This window comes from Streptomyces sp. NPDC005648 (assembly GCF_040605395.1).
Classification (GTDB): Bacteria; Actinomycetota; Actinomycetes; order Streptomycetales; family Streptomycetaceae; genus Streptomyces.
This window is the reverse complement of sequence record NZ_JBEXCS010000107.1, coordinates 1-15,918: the sequence shown is the minus strand read 5'-3', so window position 1 is coordinate 15,918 and position 15,918 is coordinate 1. Positions and strand designations below refer to the sequence as shown.

The 15,918-nt window shown below is 71.7% G+C and carries 16 protein-coding genes and 1 pseudogene; 9 read left to right on the top strand and 8 right to left on the bottom strand.

Annotation, left to right across the window (positions count from 1 at the left end; genetic code table 11):
• The first annotated feature begins 123 nt into the window (after nucleotides 1-123).
• The gene (locus tag ABZT17_RS38745; protein WP_356356358.1) at nucleotides 124-1,440 is read left to right on the top strand and encodes a geranylgeranyl reductase family protein; all 1,317 of its coding nucleotides are present in this window, start codon (nucleotides 124-126) and stop codon (nucleotides 1,438-1,440) included.
• Here ABZT17_RS38745 and ABZT17_RS38740 read toward each other — a convergent pair.
• The gene (locus ABZT17_RS38740; protein ID WP_356356355.1) at nucleotides 1,430-1,879 is read right to left on the bottom strand and encodes a nitroreductase family deazaflavin-dependent oxidoreductase; all 450 of its coding nucleotides are present in this window, start codon (nucleotides 1,877-1,879) and stop codon (nucleotides 1,430-1,432) included. The genes ABZT17_RS38745 and ABZT17_RS38740 overlap by 11 nt on opposite strands.
• Before the next feature lie 218 nt (nucleotides 1,880-2,097).
• On the opposite strand from ABZT17_RS38740, the gene ABZT17_RS38735 reads away from it, so the two are divergent.
• The 3 genes from ABZT17_RS38735 (at nucleotide 2,098) to ABZT17_RS38725 (ending at nucleotide 4,863) form a co-directional block, all read left to right on the top strand.
• Nucleotides 2,098-2,808, top strand: coding sequence for a TetR/AcrR family transcriptional regulator (locus ABZT17_RS38735; protein WP_356356353.1), 711 nt, complete (start codon nucleotides 2,098-2,100; stop codon nucleotides 2,806-2,808).
• 157 nt (nucleotides 2,809-2,965) lie between these two features.
• Entirely contained in the window at nucleotides 2,966-4,201 is a 1,236-nt protein-coding gene (locus ABZT17_RS38730; RefSeq protein WP_356356351.1) for a sensor histidine kinase, read from the top strand.
• The gene (locus ABZT17_RS38725; RefSeq protein ID WP_356356349.1) at nucleotides 4,198-4,863 is read left to right on the top strand and encodes a response regulator transcription factor; all 666 of its coding nucleotides are present in this window, start codon (nucleotides 4,198-4,200) and stop codon (nucleotides 4,861-4,863) included. The genes ABZT17_RS38730 and ABZT17_RS38725 overlap by 4 nt, the downstream gene beginning before the upstream one ends.
• On the opposite strand, the gene ABZT17_RS38720 is transcribed toward ABZT17_RS38725, so the two are convergent.
• A complete protein-coding gene (locus tag ABZT17_RS38720) occupies nucleotides 4,824-5,162 on the bottom strand; it encodes a DUF6332 family protein (protein WP_356356347.1) in 339 nt (112 codons plus the stop codon). The genes ABZT17_RS38725 and ABZT17_RS38720 overlap by 40 nt on opposite strands.
• Before the next feature lie 93 nt (nucleotides 5,163-5,255).
• Nucleotides 5,256-5,951 carry an SDR family NAD(P)-dependent oxidoreductase gene (locus ABZT17_RS38715; protein WP_356356345.1) on the bottom strand — a complete coding sequence of 232 codons (696 nt, stop codon included), beginning with the start codon at nucleotides 5,949-5,951 and terminating at the stop codon, nucleotides 5,256-5,258.
• 102 nt (nucleotides 5,952-6,053) lie between these two features.
• Here ABZT17_RS38715 and ABZT17_RS38710 point away from each other — a divergent pair, with 102 nt between their 5' ends.
• Nucleotides 6,054-6,932 (top strand): helix-turn-helix transcriptional regulator, encoded by an 879-nt coding sequence (locus ABZT17_RS38710; protein WP_356356343.1) that lies wholly within the window; start codon nucleotides 6,054-6,056, stop codon nucleotides 6,930-6,932.
• Between the two features lie 89 nt (nucleotides 6,933-7,021).
• Here the strand turns inward: ABZT17_RS38710 and ABZT17_RS38705 are convergent, their stop codons facing one another.
• Nucleotides 7,022-8,518: an MFS transporter gene (locus ABZT17_RS38705; protein WP_356356341.1), complete on the bottom strand. Its 1,497-nt coding sequence runs from the start codon at nucleotides 8,516-8,518 to the stop codon at nucleotides 7,022-7,024.
• Between the two features lie 86 nt (nucleotides 8,519-8,604).
• Between ABZT17_RS38705 and ABZT17_RS38700 the strand changes: the two genes are divergently transcribed.
• Nucleotides 8,605-8,982 (top strand): MarR family transcriptional regulator, encoded by a 378-nt coding sequence (locus tag ABZT17_RS38700; protein WP_356356383.1) that lies wholly within the window; start codon nucleotides 8,605-8,607, stop codon nucleotides 8,980-8,982.
• A gap of 7 nt (nucleotides 8,983-8,989) precedes the next feature.
• On the opposite strand, the gene ABZT17_RS38695 is transcribed toward ABZT17_RS38700, so the two are convergent.
• Entirely contained in the window at nucleotides 8,990-9,730 is a 741-nt protein-coding gene (locus ABZT17_RS38695) for a maleylpyruvate isomerase family mycothiol-dependent enzyme (protein ID WP_356356339.1), read from the bottom strand.
• A 110-nt stretch (nucleotides 9,731-9,840) separates the two neighbouring features.
• Here ABZT17_RS38695 and ABZT17_RS38690 point away from each other — a divergent pair, with 110 nt between their 5' ends.
• Nucleotides 9,841-10,308 (top strand): GNAT family N-acetyltransferase, encoded by a 468-nt coding sequence (locus tag ABZT17_RS38690; RefSeq protein WP_356356381.1) that lies wholly within the window; start codon nucleotides 9,841-9,843, stop codon nucleotides 10,306-10,308.
• A gap of 56 nt (nucleotides 10,309-10,364) precedes the next feature.
• On the opposite strand, the gene pepN is transcribed toward ABZT17_RS38690, so the two are convergent.
• Complete coding sequence (pepN, locus tag ABZT17_RS38685; RefSeq protein ID WP_356356337.1) at nucleotides 10,365-12,800, bottom strand: aminopeptidase N; 2,436 nt, start codon at nucleotides 12,798-12,800, stop codon at nucleotides 10,365-10,367.
• Between the two features lie 329 nt (nucleotides 12,801-13,129).
• On the opposite strand from pepN, the gene ABZT17_RS38680 reads away from it, so the two are divergent.
• Nucleotides 13,130-13,894 (top strand): hypothetical protein, encoded by a 765-nt coding sequence (locus tag ABZT17_RS38680; RefSeq protein WP_356356335.1) that lies wholly within the window; start codon nucleotides 13,130-13,132, stop codon nucleotides 13,892-13,894.
• Between the two features lie 135 nt (nucleotides 13,895-14,029).
• Nucleotides 14,030-14,533 carry a signal peptide protein gene (locus ABZT17_RS38675; protein WP_356356333.1) on the top strand — a complete coding sequence of 168 codons (504 nt, stop codon included), beginning with the start codon at nucleotides 14,030-14,032 and terminating at the stop codon, nucleotides 14,531-14,533.
• Between the two features lie 38 nt (nucleotides 14,534-14,571).
• Here the strand turns inward: ABZT17_RS38675 and ABZT17_RS38670 are convergent, their stop codons facing one another.
• Both ABZT17_RS38670 and ABZT17_RS38665 read right to left on the bottom strand, forming a co-directional pair.
• Nucleotides 14,572-15,624 (bottom strand): LacI family DNA-binding transcriptional regulator, encoded by a 1,053-nt coding sequence (locus ABZT17_RS38670; RefSeq protein ID WP_356356331.1) that lies wholly within the window; start codon nucleotides 15,622-15,624, stop codon nucleotides 14,572-14,574.
• 171 nt (nucleotides 15,625-15,795) lie between these two features.
• Nucleotides 15,796-15,918 (bottom strand): annotated as a pseudogene (locus ABZT17_RS38665) (DUF4440 domain-containing protein); the annotation flags it as partial.

Sequence of the window (15,918 nt, the reverse complement as noted above, 5' to 3'; positions counted from 1 at the left end):
CCTCGTGGGTGCGACGTTGTACGAGTGGATATCGGGATCCTCCCACAGTGGCCTGCGGCGACGTCCGCCGTAGGATGCGGAGGACAGGTGCGGCAGCGGCTTGATCGGGAGCAGTAGACCATCGTGAGCAGCGAGAACTCTTCGGCGGACGACGTGCAGCAGGTGTGGGACGTCGTCGTGGTGGGCGCGGGACCCGCGGGGGCCTCGGCCGCCTATGCGGCGGCGGTCGCGGGGCGGCGTGTGCTGTTGCTGGAGAAAGCCGAGCTGCCCCGCTACAAGACATGCGGCGGCGGCATCATCGGACCCTCGCGCGACGCCCTGCCGCCCGGTTTCGAGCTGCCGCTGCGCGACCGGGTGCACGCGATCACCTTCTCCCACAACGGCCGCTTCACCCGCACCCGTCGCTCCAAGCAGATGCTGTTCGGGCTGATCAACCGCCCCGAGTTCGACCAGCAGCTGGTCGAGCACGCCCAGAAGGCCGGCGCCGAACTGCGTACGGGCGTCACGGTGTCGCGGGTCGAGCAGCACGGCTCGGCGGTGCCGGACCGGCGCTCGGTCGCCGTGGTCCTCCAGGGCGGCGAGACGTTGCTGGCCCGGGCCGTGGTCGGCGCGGACGGCAGCGCGAGCCGGATAGGAGCGCACGTCGGGGTCAAGCTCGACCAGGTGGACCTGGGTCTGGAGGCGGAGATCCCGGTGCCGGAGACCGTCGCCGAGGACTGGAAGGGCCGGGTGCTCATCGACTGGGGCCCGATGCCCGGGAGTTACGGCTGGGTGTTCCCGAAGGGGGACACGCTCACCGTCGGTGTGATCTCGGCGCGCGGTGAAGGCGCCGCGACCAAGCGGTATCTGGAGGAGTTCGTCGGGCGGCTCGGTCTCGCCGGGTTCGAACCGAGCATCTCCTCCGGCCACCTGACCCGTTGCCGCGCCGACGACTCCCCGCTCTCGCGCGGGCGGGTGCTGGTGTGCGGGGACGCGGCCGGTCTGCTGGAGCCGTGGACGCGCGAGGGCATCTCGTTCGCGCTGCGCTCGGGGCGGCTCGCGGGGGAGTGGGCGGTGCGGATCGCCGAGGCGCACGACGCGGTGGACACCCGCCGTCAGGCCCTGAACTACGCGTTCGCCATCAAGGCGGGGCTCGGCGTCGAGATGAGCGTCGGCAAGCGGATGCTGACGGTCTTCGAGCGTCGCCCCGGCCTGTTCCACGCGGCGCTCACCGGATTCCGGCCGGCGTGGAACGCGTTCAGGGAGATCACCCAGGGCTCGACCTCCCTCGGCGAGATCGTCCGCAGCCACCCCATGGCCCAGCGGGCGCTGCACGCGATGGACCGGCGTCCGGCGAATGCCGTCGAGGGCGGCGAGGGCGCCGAGACGAAGAGCGGGGCGAGCGGCGAGGGGCACGGCGGGGCGAGCGGGGGGAGCGCGGCCACCGAGGTCAGCTCTTGACGGTGATCCGGAAGACCGGGTGGTCGGGCGCGATGCGGCGCAGGTCCGCGTCGGGGGAGTCGGGTCCCACGCCGTTGAAGAAGACTCCGACCTCGGCCTTCCAGCGCTTGAGGTAGGCGCGCAGCAGAGGGACCTTGTCGTCGTCGGCGACCTCGGTGGCGGTGAACGCCTCCACCTTCTTGCCGAGGTGCAGCTCACCACCGCCGGCGGCGCGCATGTTGTGCGTCCACTGGACGTGTCCGCGCGGGGCGAGCAGGTACTGCCGGCCGTCGACGACCAGCAGGTTGACGGGGGTGGTGCGCCACTCGCCGCTCTTGCGGCCGCGGACGGCGAGGACCCGGGAGCCCCAGATGCTGATGCCGCGCCGGGTCATCCAGGCGACGGCGCGATTGAAGACGTTGACGGTGAACCAGCCGGGCTTCTGGACGTGCGTGGACATGATGACCCCTATCGGGTTGTGCGTCGGGTGGAGCGTGTCGGTCGAGCCATGTGCGTCGGCGGAGTGCGTGAGCGCCGCTCTCTTTTGTGAGCACTGCTCTCGCTTGCCTGAGAAGAGTCTGCACCAGATCGGTGATCCAAAGCAAGAGCACTGCTCTCTTTTTTGTGCGGCGCTCTCGTTTGTGTGCGCTGCTCTCCTTTCATGGCACACTGCATCGCATGAGCACCCCCCACAGCGCCCGCGCCCGAGCCAGGATCGAAGTCACCGCCGCCATCAAGGACGAGGCGCGCAGACAACTCGCGGCCGAGGGCGCCGCCAAGCTCTCCCTGCGGGCCGTCGCGCGCGAACTCGGCATGGTCTCCTCCGCGATCTACCGCTACTTCCCCAGCCGGGACGACCTGCTGACCGCGCTCATCATCGACGCGTACGACGCCGTGGGGGAAGCGGCGGAGTCCGCGCACAAGGCCACCGCAGGCGCCGGCGCGGTCCGGCGCTGGACCGCGGTCTGTGAGGCCGTCCGCGCCTGGGCCCTCGCCAACCCGCACGAGTACGCCCTGATCTACGGCTCCCCGGTCCCGGGCTATGTCGCGCCCGACACCACCGTCCCCGCGGCCTCCCGCGTCGCGTTCGTCCTGATCGGCATCGTCCGTGACGCCGTCAAGGGCCCCGGAGTCACCGTCCCTTCCCTCGCCGTCGAACTGCGCCCCGAAGCGGAGCGCCTGTCCGCCGACATCGCCCCCGACCTCCCCCCACCCGTGGCAGCGGCCCTGGTCGCGGCGTGGGCCCAGCTGTTCGGCCTGATCGGTTTCGAACTGTTCGGACAGTTCAACCGCGTCGTCGAGGACCGGGACAGGTTCTTCCGTCACGCGGTGGGGCAGATCGCCCGGGGGGTCGGACTGCCGGACCGGACACCCGGGGCGCGGGGATGACACGACCTCACTTTCGAGTCCGAGGTCGAAGTCGCCGACCTCGACGAGCTCACGCGTGGCCGGCCCGGGCCGCAGGCGGCGTACTTCCCGGGGAGTATGTGTGATCGCCACGCTCGGGTGACGTCCACCAGGGCAATTGGCGTCTAGCGTGGCCGTCATGGAGGAGCGGCAGGGTGTGCGCGAGGGCGGGGTGCCCCGGTGGGCGGGGCCGCCGTGGCTGCGGCACTGGGACGGCGAGGGGCGCCGAGGCGCCCGGTGGCCATGGCGTTCCACCGTGGTGATCACCTTCCTCGTCCTCGGCGGCTCCCATTTCGCCGCCCAGCACCAGGAGGGCGAGCGCGCCGCACTGGACGTCTTCGCGCGTGTGCTCCTGCTCGTCGCGTCGGGGCTGCTGCTGTGGCGGAAGCGGTATCCGGTGCTCGTCGCGTTCGGTACGGCGGCCGCAGCGACGGTGTATCTCGGCGCCGGCTATGTGTACGGGCCCGTCTTCCTCACCGTCGTCGTGGCCTGCTTCAGCGCCGTGGTCACGGGGCACCGGCGCGCCGCCTGGGGCGCGGTGGGCATGCTGTGGGCGGGGCATGTACTGGTCGCCCACTGGCTGTACCGATGGCTGCCGCCGTCCGGCGACTCGGCCGTCTCCTGGGCGCAGGAGGCGGTGATCGCCGCATGGGTGGCGGCGATCATGGCGATGGCCGAACTCGCCCGGACCCGGCGCGAGCAGTGGGCGCGCGAGCGGGCCGAACGGGCGCAGGCGGCGCGGCGGCGGGCCGACGAGGAGCGGCTGAGGATCGCCCGCGAGCTCCACGACGTCCTCGCGCACAGCATCTCCGTCATCAATGTGCAGGCGGGTGTCGGCCTCGCCCTCCTCGACTCCGACCCCGAGCAGGCCCGCACCGCTCTCACCACCATCAAGGCCGCCAGCAAGGAGGCACTCGGCGAGGTCCGCCAGGTGCTCGACACGCTCCGGACGCCGGGAGACGCGCCCCGGCAGCCGGCCCCCGGCCTGGACCGGCTGCCGGAGCTGGTGCAGCAGGCGGCGAGCGCGGGCCTGACGGTCGAGGTGCAGGGGGAGCCGCCCAGGCTCCCGCCGGGCACGGACCTCGCCGCGTTCCGTATCGTCCAGGAGGCGCTCACCAATGTCGTACGGCACTCCGGTTCACGCCACGCGCGCGTGCACGTGGGACACGAGACCGGGGCGCTACGGCTGTGCGTCGACGACGACGGGCCCGCGACCGGCGCCGAAGCGGGCGGCAGCGGCAACGGCCTGGCCGGAATGCGGGAGCGGGCCGCCGCGCTGGGTGGCACGATCGAGGCCGGGCCGCGCGACGACGGGGGCTTCCGGGTGCTCGCCGTACTGCCGTTGAAGGACGGCGTCAAGGAGGAGGACCGGTGATCCGCGTACTGCTCGCCGACGACCAGTCACTGGTCAGGGCCGGATTCAGGGCACTGCTCGACGCGCAGCCGGACATCGAGGTGGCCGGTGAGGCCGCGGACGGCGAGGAGGCGCTGCGCGCGGTGCGCGAACTGCGCCCCGACGTCGTCCTGATGGACATCCGTATGCCCCTGCTGGACGGACTGGCCGCCACCCGCCGTATCACCGGCGACCCGGAGTCCGGTGGAGTGAAGGTGGTCATGCTCACCACCTTCGAGCTCGACGAGTACGTCTTCGAGGCGATCCGCTCGGGCGCCTCCGGCTTCCTGGTCAAGGACACCGAACCGGACGAACTCCTGCGCGCCGTAAGGGCGGTGGTGGAGGGGGACGCGCTGCTCTCGCCGGGGGTGACGCGCCGGCTCATCGCCGAGTTCGCCGCGCGTTCCAAGGAACCCGCGGCCGCGGGCGCCCTGGCCGGACTCACCGAGCGGGAGCGGGAGGTGATGGCCCTGGTCGGCATCGGCCTGTCCAACGACGAGATCGCCCGGCGGCTGGTCGTCAGCCCGCTCACCGCGAAGACCCACGTCAGCCGCACCATGGTCAAACTCGGCGCCCGCGACCGCGCCCAACTGGTCGTACTGGCCTACGAGTCGGGATTGGTGCGGCCGGGCTGGCTGGGCTGAGGCCCCTGCGAGTGCTGAGATTCCTGCGAGCCCTGCGATGTCCGCGGCGCCCGAGGTTCCTGTGCGAACCGGACGAGCACGCTGATCACGCGGGCGAAGAAGACGACCACCGCCACAGTGACCCCCGAGCCGACGAGTGTGCCTCGCACGCCGTCGGACACGTCGAAGGCGAACGCCGGTCCCGCCACGGCCCCCAGCACCACCGCCGCCGCGAATGCCGCACTGAGCAGCGCGTAGCCGATCTCGACGGTCATCGCGTCCCGCTCGGCCTGGCTGCGCCGTCCCCCGTGAGTCGTCATGGTGCGAGTGTCACAAACGGGCGCCCGGCGTGGCAACGGGCGTGTTGCGCGTGTGCGTCAGTCGGTGCTGGACGCTCCGAACGCCGTCGCGCGTCACCAGGCCACCGCGCCGTGGCGGTCACGGAACGTCCCGGTCGGGCCGTCCGCCCCGATGGTGGCGAGTTCGACGATGGCGTCGGTCCCCTCGGTCACGGTCTGCGGGCCGCTGTGCCCGTTGAAGTCGGTCGCGGTGTAGCCCGGGTCGGCCGCGTTCACCTTCACGTCCGGCCAGGACTTCGCGTACTGCGTGGTCAGCATGGTCACGGCGGCCTTCGACGCCGTATACAGCGGCGCGAGGTTCCTGGACTCCACGCGCCCGGGGTCGTGGGTGGCCGCGAACGACCCCATACCGCTGGAGACATTGACGACGACCGGGTGTGCGGACTTGCTCAGCAGGGGCAGGAACGCGTGCGTCACCCGGACGATCCCGACGACATTGACCTCGAACACCGCGCCGGCGTCGGCGGCCGTGATCTGGTCGGCGGACTTGTGCGGCCCGAAGACACCCGCGTTGTTGATCAGTACGTCGATGCAGCCCTCGTGGGCCGCGACATCGGCGGCGGCAGCGGCCACCGACGCGTCGTCCGTCACGTCGATCTGAACGAAACGGGCACCGAGCGCCTCGGCGGCCGCCTGGCCGCGCTCCCGATCACGAGCCCCGACGAGAACGGTGTGGCCGGCCTCGATCAGGCGGCGGGCGGTCTCGTACCCGAGGGACTTGTTGGCTCCGGTGATGAACGTTGTTGTCATGCGTTCACTCTCGGCCCGAGGCCGGAGGACAACCAGTGCCCTGGGCGACGGTAGGACTGCCGGTACCAGGCACATCGGTTCGCCGCCGGACACAATGGCCGTGTGGACGAGACCCTGGGCACGGCATTGCGCCGCTGGCGCGACCGGCTTTCCCCGATCGACGTGGGCCGGCCCGCACGGCCCGGACGCCGTGCGGTGGGGCTGCGGCGCGAGGAACTGGCCGAGCTCGCGGGTCTCTCGGTCGACTATGTGGTGCGCCTGGAGCAGGGCCGCGCCACAAGCCCTTCGGCACAGGTCGTCGCGAGCCTGGCCAGGGCACTGCAGCTACAGCCCACGGAACGCGACTACGCCTACCGGCTGGCCGGCCTCCTCCCTCCCCAGAAAGGGACGATCTCCACGCACGTTCCCGCGGGGGTGCAGCGGATGCTGGCCCGCCTCGGGGAGTTCCCCGCGGGCGTCTTCAGCGCCGACTGGACCCTGCTGTCGTGGACTCCCGCATGGGCGTCGCTGCTGGGCGACCCCAGTGCCCGCACCCCCACCGAGCGGAACCTCGCGCGGGCGGTCTTCGCCACCGGGCCCTCAGGGCTGGCGTCCTGGCCCGTGATCCAGGACGGCGACGCCCTGGGCCCCGCCCTCGTCGCGGATCTGCGCTCGGCTCTCGTCGACCACCCCCATGACCGCGGCCTGATCGACCTCATCGCGGAACTGCGGTCCAGCAGCGGTGAGTTCACCCGGCTGTGGGACCAGGGTGCGGTCGGACTGCACGTCTCCGCCCGCAAGACCGTCGTGCATCCGCAGGTCGGCGAGGTGACCTGCGACTGCGACGTGCTCACCGTCCCGGGCTGCGACGTCCGCCTCGTCGTCTACACGGTGGCAGCGGGTTCCCCGGATGCGGAGAAGCTGGAGTTCCTGAGGGTCACGAACAGCGTCCGCGCCGACGGCTCCCCGCCCCCGGGGCCCGGCCTGTTCTCCACACCGTGACCCCAGCGGGTCCGCCCTTCCTGCCGGATCCGCCGTGCTGACCGGGTCCGCCCTTCCGACGGAGCCGGTCAGCAGGACCGATCACGACATCACACAGGCTGGTCCTGTGCGGGCACGCGCTCCTCAGACTGCGGGGAGGCGGAGCCGGCGACCACCACGGACCCCCGCGGGCGCCGGGTCCGCAGCCCGGTCAGGGTGATCAGCAGACCGGCGACGGCGACGCCCGTCACCACCATCAGTCCGGGCCGGTAGCTGTCCAACACGCCCCGAGCGGTGGCGTGTTCGGGAGCGCCCGCGGTCACCACCGCCGTCACGACGGCCAGGAAGACGGCGCCGCCGACCTGCACCGAGGTGTTGAGCAGACCGGAGACCATGCCCTGCTCGTGGTCGTCGACCCCGTTGGTGGCCTGGATGTTCAGCGAGGGGAAGACCAGCGCGCAGGCCGCGCCGATCAGCAGCATGGACGGCAGGATCACGACGGCGTACGAGGGGTCGAGGCTGATGCGCAGGAACAGCGCGTATCCGACGGCCATCAGCGCGAAGCCGGCCGCGATCAGCCGCTGGGTGCCGAACCGGTCGACGACCGAGCCGACCTTGGTCGAGGACACCGCCACCAGCGCGCCCGCCGGCAGGAAGGCCAGCGCGGTGTGCAGCGCCGACCAGCCCAGCAGCGACTGCATATAGAGCGTGGTCAGGAACTGGAAGCCGACGTACGAGCCGAAGAAGGCCACCGCGCCGAGCTGGGCGCGGATCTGGTTGCCGGAGCGCAGCACGCCGAGCCGGATCAGCGGGCCGGGCGAGCGCCGCTCCACGGCGACGAACACCGTCAGCAGGGCGGCAACGGCCAGGAAGGACAGCAGAGTGCGCGCCGAGGCCCAGCCGGCCTGCGGTGCCTGGACGACGGTGAAGACCAGCAGCAGCATCGACGCGGTGCCGAGAACGGCGCCGGGGATGTCGTAGCCGTTGTGGTCCTTCTCGCGCTCGCTGCGCGGCAGCAGCTTCAGACCGGCCAGCAGGGCGATGAGGGCGATGGGCGCGGGCAGCAGCATGGTCAGGCGCCAGCTGGCCTCCGTGAGCAGGCCGGAGAGGACCAGGCCCATGGAGAAGCCGGTGGCGGCGCAGGTGGTGTAGATGGAGAGGGCGCGGTTGCGCAGTGGGCCCTCGGCGAAGGTCGTGGTGATGATCGACAGGCCGGCGGGAGCGGTGAAGGCCGCGCTCAGGCCCTTGATGAATCGGCTGGCGATCAGCAGCGGGCCCGAGTCGACCAGGCCGCCGAGCAGGGAGGCGAGCGCGAAGACGCCGAGGGCGACCAGGAAGACCTGGCGTCGGCCGAGCAGGTCGGCGGTGCGGCCGCCCAGGAGCAGCAGGCCACCGTAGCCCAGGATGTAGCCGCTGACGATCCACTGCAGTGTCGAGGTGGACAGGTCGAGGTCGGAGCCTATGGACGGCAGCGCCACGCCGACCATGGAGACGTCGAGCGCGTCCAGGAACATCGCGGCGCAGAGCACCAGGAGGGTGCCCCACAGCCGGGGAGTCCAGCGGACATCCGAGGACGCGGCCGCGGGAGTGGTGAGCGGAGAGGTCATGACCGCAGACACTACATGTGCGTGCATCGAATGCAAATGCATTTAATTTACGTGCAATGAAATTCTCTCTCTGCTACGGTGCGCGGATGGAGGCGAAGAAGGCCGAGCAGGCGCTCGTGGACCAATGGCGGGACATCCTGGCGCTGCATGCCCGCACCCAGTGCGAACTGGATCGCGCGCTGCACCAACACGGCCTGTGCGCGAGTGACTTCGAGGTGCTGGACGTGCTCTCCGGCGAGTCCTGCGCCTACCGTGTGCAGGAGATCGCCGAGCGGGTCCATCTGAGCCAGAGCGCGCTGTCACGGCTGATCGCCCGGCTGGAGAAGGACGCGTTGGTGGAGCGCACCATGTGTCCCGAGGACCGCCGCGGTGTGCGGGTGACGCTCACGAAGAAGGGGCGCGCGCTGCACCGCGAGGTGCTTCCGGTGCAACGCGAGGTGCTGACAAGGATGTTGACCGCCTGACGGGGAGTCAGCTCCAGGTGACGGCAGACTTCCCGCGCCACAGCGCGGCGACCGAGACATCGCCGGTCACGCTCGGGAAGGGCAGCCGGTTCCACAGCGCCAGGTACAACCGAGCGGCGGAACCGGCCACTTCGCAGTCCGCGTCCCCGTCGGCCTCCCGCACGGCCGCGGGTGGCTCCTGAGACAGTCGTACGGTCCACACCGCGTCGTCCGTGTCGGTCGCCCGCACCCGCAGCACACGAGGCTCCTCGGCGCGGACCCTGCTTCTGGGGCGGGCATGGAAACCGGACAGCAGCTCGTCGATGCCGTCCACCGCGAAGGACGGCGCGATCCCGCTCGGCGTCCCGCCCCGCGCCGACTCCGCGTCGAACCGGTGCACGGTCGTCTCGTGCGCCTGCCGCCGGGCCCAGAACGCGAGCGGCGACGGCGCGGGCAGGAAGTGCCAGCACCGCACGTCGGGCGCTGCGGAGGCGAGGGTGTCGACGAGCCGCCGGTGCCCCTGACGGAACCAGGCCAGCAGTTCGGCGCCGTCGAGCTCCGGGAGCCCGCCGTCCGGCTGGTACGTGGTGTGCTGCTCGGCGACGAACGCGGCGGCCCAGCGGTGCACCATCCCGGTGTGCCGCAGCAGGTCCCGCACCTGCCAGTCAGGACAGGTCGGCACCTTCGCGTCACAGCCCGCCGACTCGGCGGCCGCGGCCAGCAGCTCGCCCTCCCGGTCCAGGATCTCCACGAACTCGGCTGTCTCCATGGGGTGAGTGTGCAGGATGAAGTGGGGTCGAGGGGAAGCACGCGCGGGGCGAAGACGGCTCCGTGGTGACGCCGGGAGTCCTGGAGCGGGCGCCGGGTAGCCTGGTGATCATGGTGGAGTGGGGGATGCGGACGGCCGCCGCGTCGGATGTCGAGGCCGTGGTGGAACTGCGGGCCGTGGTGATGCGGCCCGACCTGGAGCGGCTCGGGCGCTACGACGAGCACCGGGTGCGGCAGCGGCTGAGGGACCGGTTCGAGCCGGCGCACACCTGGATCATCGAGGTGGACGGAGCCCTCGCCGGCTGTGTGGCGCTGCGGCCCGCCGAGGACGCCCACTGGCTGGAGCACTTCCTCCTCGACCCCCACCTCCACGGCAACGGTGTCGGATCGGCCGTACTGCGCGAGCTGCTGGAGCGCTGCGACCGCGACGGCGTCCCCGTCCGGCTGAACGTGCTCCAGGGCAGCCCGGCGCGGCGGCTGTACGAGCGGCACGGGTTCACCACGGAGGCCGAGGACCCGGTCGACGTGTTCATGGTCCGCCCGCCGATGTCCCTCCCCTCGCTCGGCCGGGACTCCTGACGCACACGGCGGTCGGATCCCGGCCGACGACACGCGGCCCGCGGGCGGGGGGAATGTCAGGCCGACAGGGTGCGGGTGCGGAGCATGCGGCTGACCGTGTCCGAGCGTTCCAGAAGGGAGTTGCGGACCACGGGAGGGGTTTCCTGGGCCGCCTGCTGGGCCTGCTCGATGTACGCGGAGTCGATGGCGTGCGGTGGGAAGAGGTGGGTCGTGTAGCCCATCGCCTGGATCATGCCGCCCTGGTGGAGCTGAGGGATCGAGTCCAGGTACCGCTCGGCGTACGGGGCGAGCAGGGCGTCCTGGGAAGGGCGCCAGAAGGCCGCCGCCACCTGGGTGATCCCGCTGATGGGGACCTGGCGGTCCACGGCCAGTTTCTGCCAGACCTCCGCCTTCGCGGCCGCGTCGGGGACGGCGGCCCGCACGGTGAGGGCGCGGATCCAGGCGTCCGGGTCCGGGTCACGTTCGAGGAGGAGAGCTGTCTCGGCGGACACGTCCGTGCCGAGCTCCGCCTCACGGACCAGGGCACGCCAGCGCAGATCCACGTCGTCACCCGCCTGCTCGCGCAGCCAGGACAGGTCGTCCGCGTCACCCGCCGTGCGGGCCAGTCCGCGCAGCGCCACCTGCCGGCGACCGGGGTCGGCGGCGAGACCTCGGCACACCGCGGCCAACTCCCTTGTCAGGACGGCACGTTCGGCGGGCGGCGCCCACAGTTCGGCGATGTTCGCGGCGAGGGTGAGGTAGGGCTCGATCACGGCGTCGGAGGTCTCGGCCGCGAGGACCGCCGTGATGCACCGCCCGGCCTCCGCCGCCGTGGCCTCGCCGGTCGTCAGCATGTCCCAGACGGTGACCGCGGCCACGCCCCGGGAGATGGCCGTGGGCAGCCGCGCCGCCGTACGGAACAGGGTGTCCCTGGTGGTGGCGTCGGGGCGGGTCGTGGCGAAGGTGAGGTCCTCGTCGTTGACCAGGAGAACATCAGCGGTGGGCGGCAGACCGGTGATCGGGGTGCGCGGCCGTGTCACCTCCACCCGGGCCAGCGCGCCGCGTTCGAGGGACTCGCCCTTCGCCTCGTAGGCGCCCACCGCCAGCACCTGTGGTCGGGGGGTGCCGGCGGCCACCAGTGTGACGGACCCGCCCTCGCGTTCCAGCGAGAAACGGTCGGTGCCGGCCGTCTCCAGCCAGGCGCGGCGCCAGGCGGTCAGATCGCGCCCACTGGCCTCGGCGAGGGCGTCGATCAGATCCTGGAGGGTGGTGTTGCCCCATGCGTGGCGGGCGAAGTAGGCGGCCATGCCGGCACGGAAGCGGTCCTCACCCACGTAGGTCATGAGCTGGAGGAGGACGGAGGCGCCCTTGGGGTAGGTGATGTTGTCGAAGATCGACGCGGCCTGGGCGACGTCGTGGATGGGCTGGTGGATCGGGTGGGAGGCGGGGCCCTGGTCGGACAGGTACGCGCGGATCTTGCCGACCACCAGATGGCTCGCCCAGGCGTCGGTGTGCCGGGTGGCGCCCTCGGCCGCCCAGTGGCACGCGAACTCCGCGAACGCCTCGTTCAGCCAGAGGTCGTCCCACCAGCGCATGGTGACGATGTTGCCGAACCACATGTGGGCCATCTCGTGCAGCAGCACCACGGCGAGCAACTCCCGCTCGGCGGGCGTCGGTTCGGCCCTCCGCAGGAACGCGTCCGACCAGGTCACACAGCCGTAGTTCTCCATCGCGCCACCGAACTCGGGCACGAACACCTGGTCGTACCTCCGCTGCGGGAACGGCATCGCGAAGGCCTCGGCGTAGAAGGCGAGGCCCTGACGGGTGAGGGTGAGGATGTCGTCGGCGTCGCGGTCGAGGACCTCGGCGAGCGAGCGGCGGGCGTACAGACCGAGGTCGTGGCCGTCGCTCTCGCGGCGGATCTCGTGGAAGGGGCCCGCGTTGACGACGGTGTTGTACACGGACAGCGGCGGGGTGTCCGGGAAGGTCCAGCGGCGGGCCGGGCCCAGCTCCTCGACGTGTGCCTCGCCGGAGTTGCTGAGGACGGTCCAGGAGGCCGGGGCCGTGACGGTGAACGCGTGCGGGGCCTTGAGGTCGGGCTGGTCGAAGCAGGCCCACACGAAGCGGGCCTCGTCCGGCTCGAAGCTCATCCACACATAGACCTCGCCGTCCGCGGGGTCGACCGCCTTGTGCACGCCCTGCCCGGCGGCCGTCTCGGCCTGGACGCTCTCCACCCGCAGCACGTTGTGCCCGGCGAGGTCCGGCAGCGGGATACGGCCGTCGTCGGTGGGGGTGAGCGCCACGCCGTTCAGGGTGGCGCCGCGTACCTGGGCCGCGCAGTCCACGAAGGTCCCCGCGCCCGGTTCACGACAGGTGAAGGTCACCGTGGAGACGCAGCGGACCTCGGGCCCGTCGGACAGGTCGGTGAGGTCGATCTCCACGTCGTACCGCTCGACCGCCAGCAGCGCGGCCCGTTCCTCGGCTTCGGTGCGGGTCAGGCTCCGGATCCTCATGCGTCCTCCCTCGGCAGACAGCGGAGGCAAGCGTATGACGGGTACGACCGAAGATCGCAGGCAATTTGCGGGTACGTGGTGACGCGGCCTCCGATCGACCCAACTCGGCTGCCTCGACGGGGAGATGATGGTCTTCATGGCGTTGTCCAGCGGCGGCTCCGGGCCGGCGGGTGAATTAGCGGCGTGCCCTCGTGTTCCACTCGGGCCGGGGGCCGGGGCTGCCGACCGGTGACGTCACCGGCGCCCACCGCCTCCCATCCGCGTGAGGGGCGTCTGGCTGGGTAGGCGCCCGACAGGCCAGGGAAAACACCGCACCCGCGGGAGACCCCATGAGCGTCACCCTCGTCCATCCCCGCCCCAAGTTCCGCCCGGCCCCGCTCACCGAGCCGCCGCCGTCCGGCTACCTCCATCTCGCCGCCGCGGTCCGGCCGCCCGGCGGAAGCCTCGGCCGGCCCGGCCACGGCCGCGACAAGGCGCTGCTGCTGGACATGCTGCGCGCCGAGGCCGAGGACCTCGCGAGCCTCGCCGAGGTGAAACGGGCGAGCGTGTTCCGGGCCGCCGCCGTCGCGCCGGCCATCGGCTGGGACACGCCGGGCAGCCCGCCCCGCGCTCCCTACGACGTGGTGGCGCTGGTGGAGACCAGGTCACCGCGGGACATCCCCGCGGTGCGGGACACCGCCGCCTACCGCAACCTGCGCCGGCGTCTCGAACAGCACGGCACCGACCTCCACGAGCTGGCGGCCCGCTGCGGCAAGTGCGTCGCCGACGTGGACCGCACCCACCAGGGGCTGTTCCTCTTCCACTACCTCCTCGGCGAGAACCCGCGGCACGTCGCCGAACTCTGGGAGCACCTCACGGGCTGGTACGCCGTGGAGACCGGCCTGGACAACGCCCTGCTGCTCGAACCCCTCGACGCCACGGCCTCGCGGTACACGCACATCGGGCACGCCCGCTGGGACATGGGCCTTCCCACCGCCGCCCTGCGCCAGTTCGGCAAGCCGAGCTTCTACCGCTTCCTGCGGCCCACCCTGCGGGAGAACCACATGACCGCGATACCGGTGCTGTACCACCTCGTACGGCTGCGGGACCGCTGACGCCCCGCTCCCTCGGCCGTTCGGACGACGGACACGACGGTCCGGTTCGTCCGTTCGGCTGATCCGTGCCCCGGCGCGGGGCGCCTACCATGATCGCGGAGTACCCCCCACCCTCGCACCTGGAGGATCCAGCAAGTGCCCACCAAGAACAGGCGTCTCGCGACCGCGGCAGCCCTGGTGCTGACCGTGGCCCTCGCCGGAGTGGCCGGCGCGGGCCCCGCGCTGGCGAGCACGGCGCCGGTCGCCGCGGCGAGCTCAACTCATGTCAGTGCGGCCCCGGTTGACTTCGTCGACCTGACCGCCTTCCCGCTGCCCGGCGCCGCGCACGCGCACACCTTCACCCTCGGCTACCGCAACGACTCGGCGGCCGACCAGATCGTCGCCCCGCAGATCCTGCTGGAGTCGCCGGACGCGGGGCCGTTCCTGAGCCCCTCGGACGTCGGACTCGAGCGGCAGAAGGCGGACGGCTGCTGGACGGCCGTCCAACTCGGAAGCCAGACCGGCACGTTGTTCACCGACCTGCCGACCGCCCGGCGCACCCTGCACCCCGGTGAGACCCTCACCGAGCGGTACCGGCTGACCGTGACCAACGCCTCCGTGGCGGGCACGGTACAGCCGAGGATCGCCCTCTACGGCTGAACGCGCCCCCTGCCGGCCCCGGTTGGGGCCGGCACCGGTCAACTGGCGTTCGGGGGCGCCGTCGAGGCGCGGATGATGAGGTCGACCGGCGGGGGACTCGCCGGCAGGGGGTCGGCGTCCGGGTTCTCGATGGCGTGGACCAGACGCTTGAGCCCTTCCTGCGCCATGGCGTCGAAGGGCTGCCGCACCGTGGTGAGCGGCGGAGTGACGTACTCGGCGACGGGGATGTCGTCGAAGCCGACCACACTGATGTCCTCGGGCACGCGCCGACCGGCCTCGCTCAGCGAGCGGACCAGGCCGATCGCCATGTCGTCGTTGGCGGCGAAGACGGCGGTGACCTCGGGGTCCGCGGCGAACTCCCGTCCCGCCGCGTACCCGGAGGCGGCCGACCAGTCGCCCACGACGACCGGCGGCACCTCCTTGCCCAGCGCCGTCAGCGTCGCCCGCCATCCCTCCAGCCGGTCCCGGGCGGCGTACCACCGCTGCGGACCCGCCAGATGATGGACCGTCATATGGCCCAGTCCCAGCAGGTGTTCGGTGGCGGCACGCGCCATCAGGTCGGCGCCACGGCCCGCGGTCAGCACGACCGGGGAGGTGATCGGCGGCGGCGGCGCGCTGATGACGAGGACCGGCACGTCTACCCGGAGCGGCTCCGCCGCGCCGTCCCCCTCCTCGTCGATCGGCTCGGAGATGACGATGCCGTCCACCCCCTGGTCGAGAAGCGAGTCCACGGCACCGGCGAGACCCGCCGGGTCGCCCTCCACCGTGTTGACCACACGGAGCGCGTACCCGGTGTCGCGCACCACCCGCTCGACGCCCATGAGCAGCGAGGCGGGACCGTAGAGGGCTGTCCCCAGGGTGATCACACCGATCGAGCGGGTGCGTCCGGAGGCCAGCGCCCTGGCCGCGTTGTTGCGCCGGTAGCCGAGCTGTTCGGCGGCGTCGAGGACCCGTCTGCGCGCGTCCGCCGAGACATAGGGCTCATCGTTGAAGACCCGTGACACCGTCTTCTGCGACACCCCGGCGAGGCGGGCCACGTCCACGCTGTTCGGCGCGGCGGATCCGCTGCTCCGCCCTGTGCCCCGCGTCATGGTGCCTCCCTCGGGTGCTCGATCGAGCCCCAATGATGTCAGACATGGCCGTGTGACTGCGCAATCATGCTTGCGCAGTCACATGGAGGCACCGGGGTTCGGACCATGTCCCGTGTCCGCGAACGGAAGTGCGGCGGCGGATATCTCCTCCGCCGCCGCACTTCGCGCCACTCAGTCGGTCATGGCGTCGCGTACGAGTGCGGTGTCGACGAATTGTTCGAAGCGGACGATGAGTCCGCCACGGACGGTGAAGTGGTGGGCGACGCGGACGTCGATGGGTTTGCCGGTGGCCTT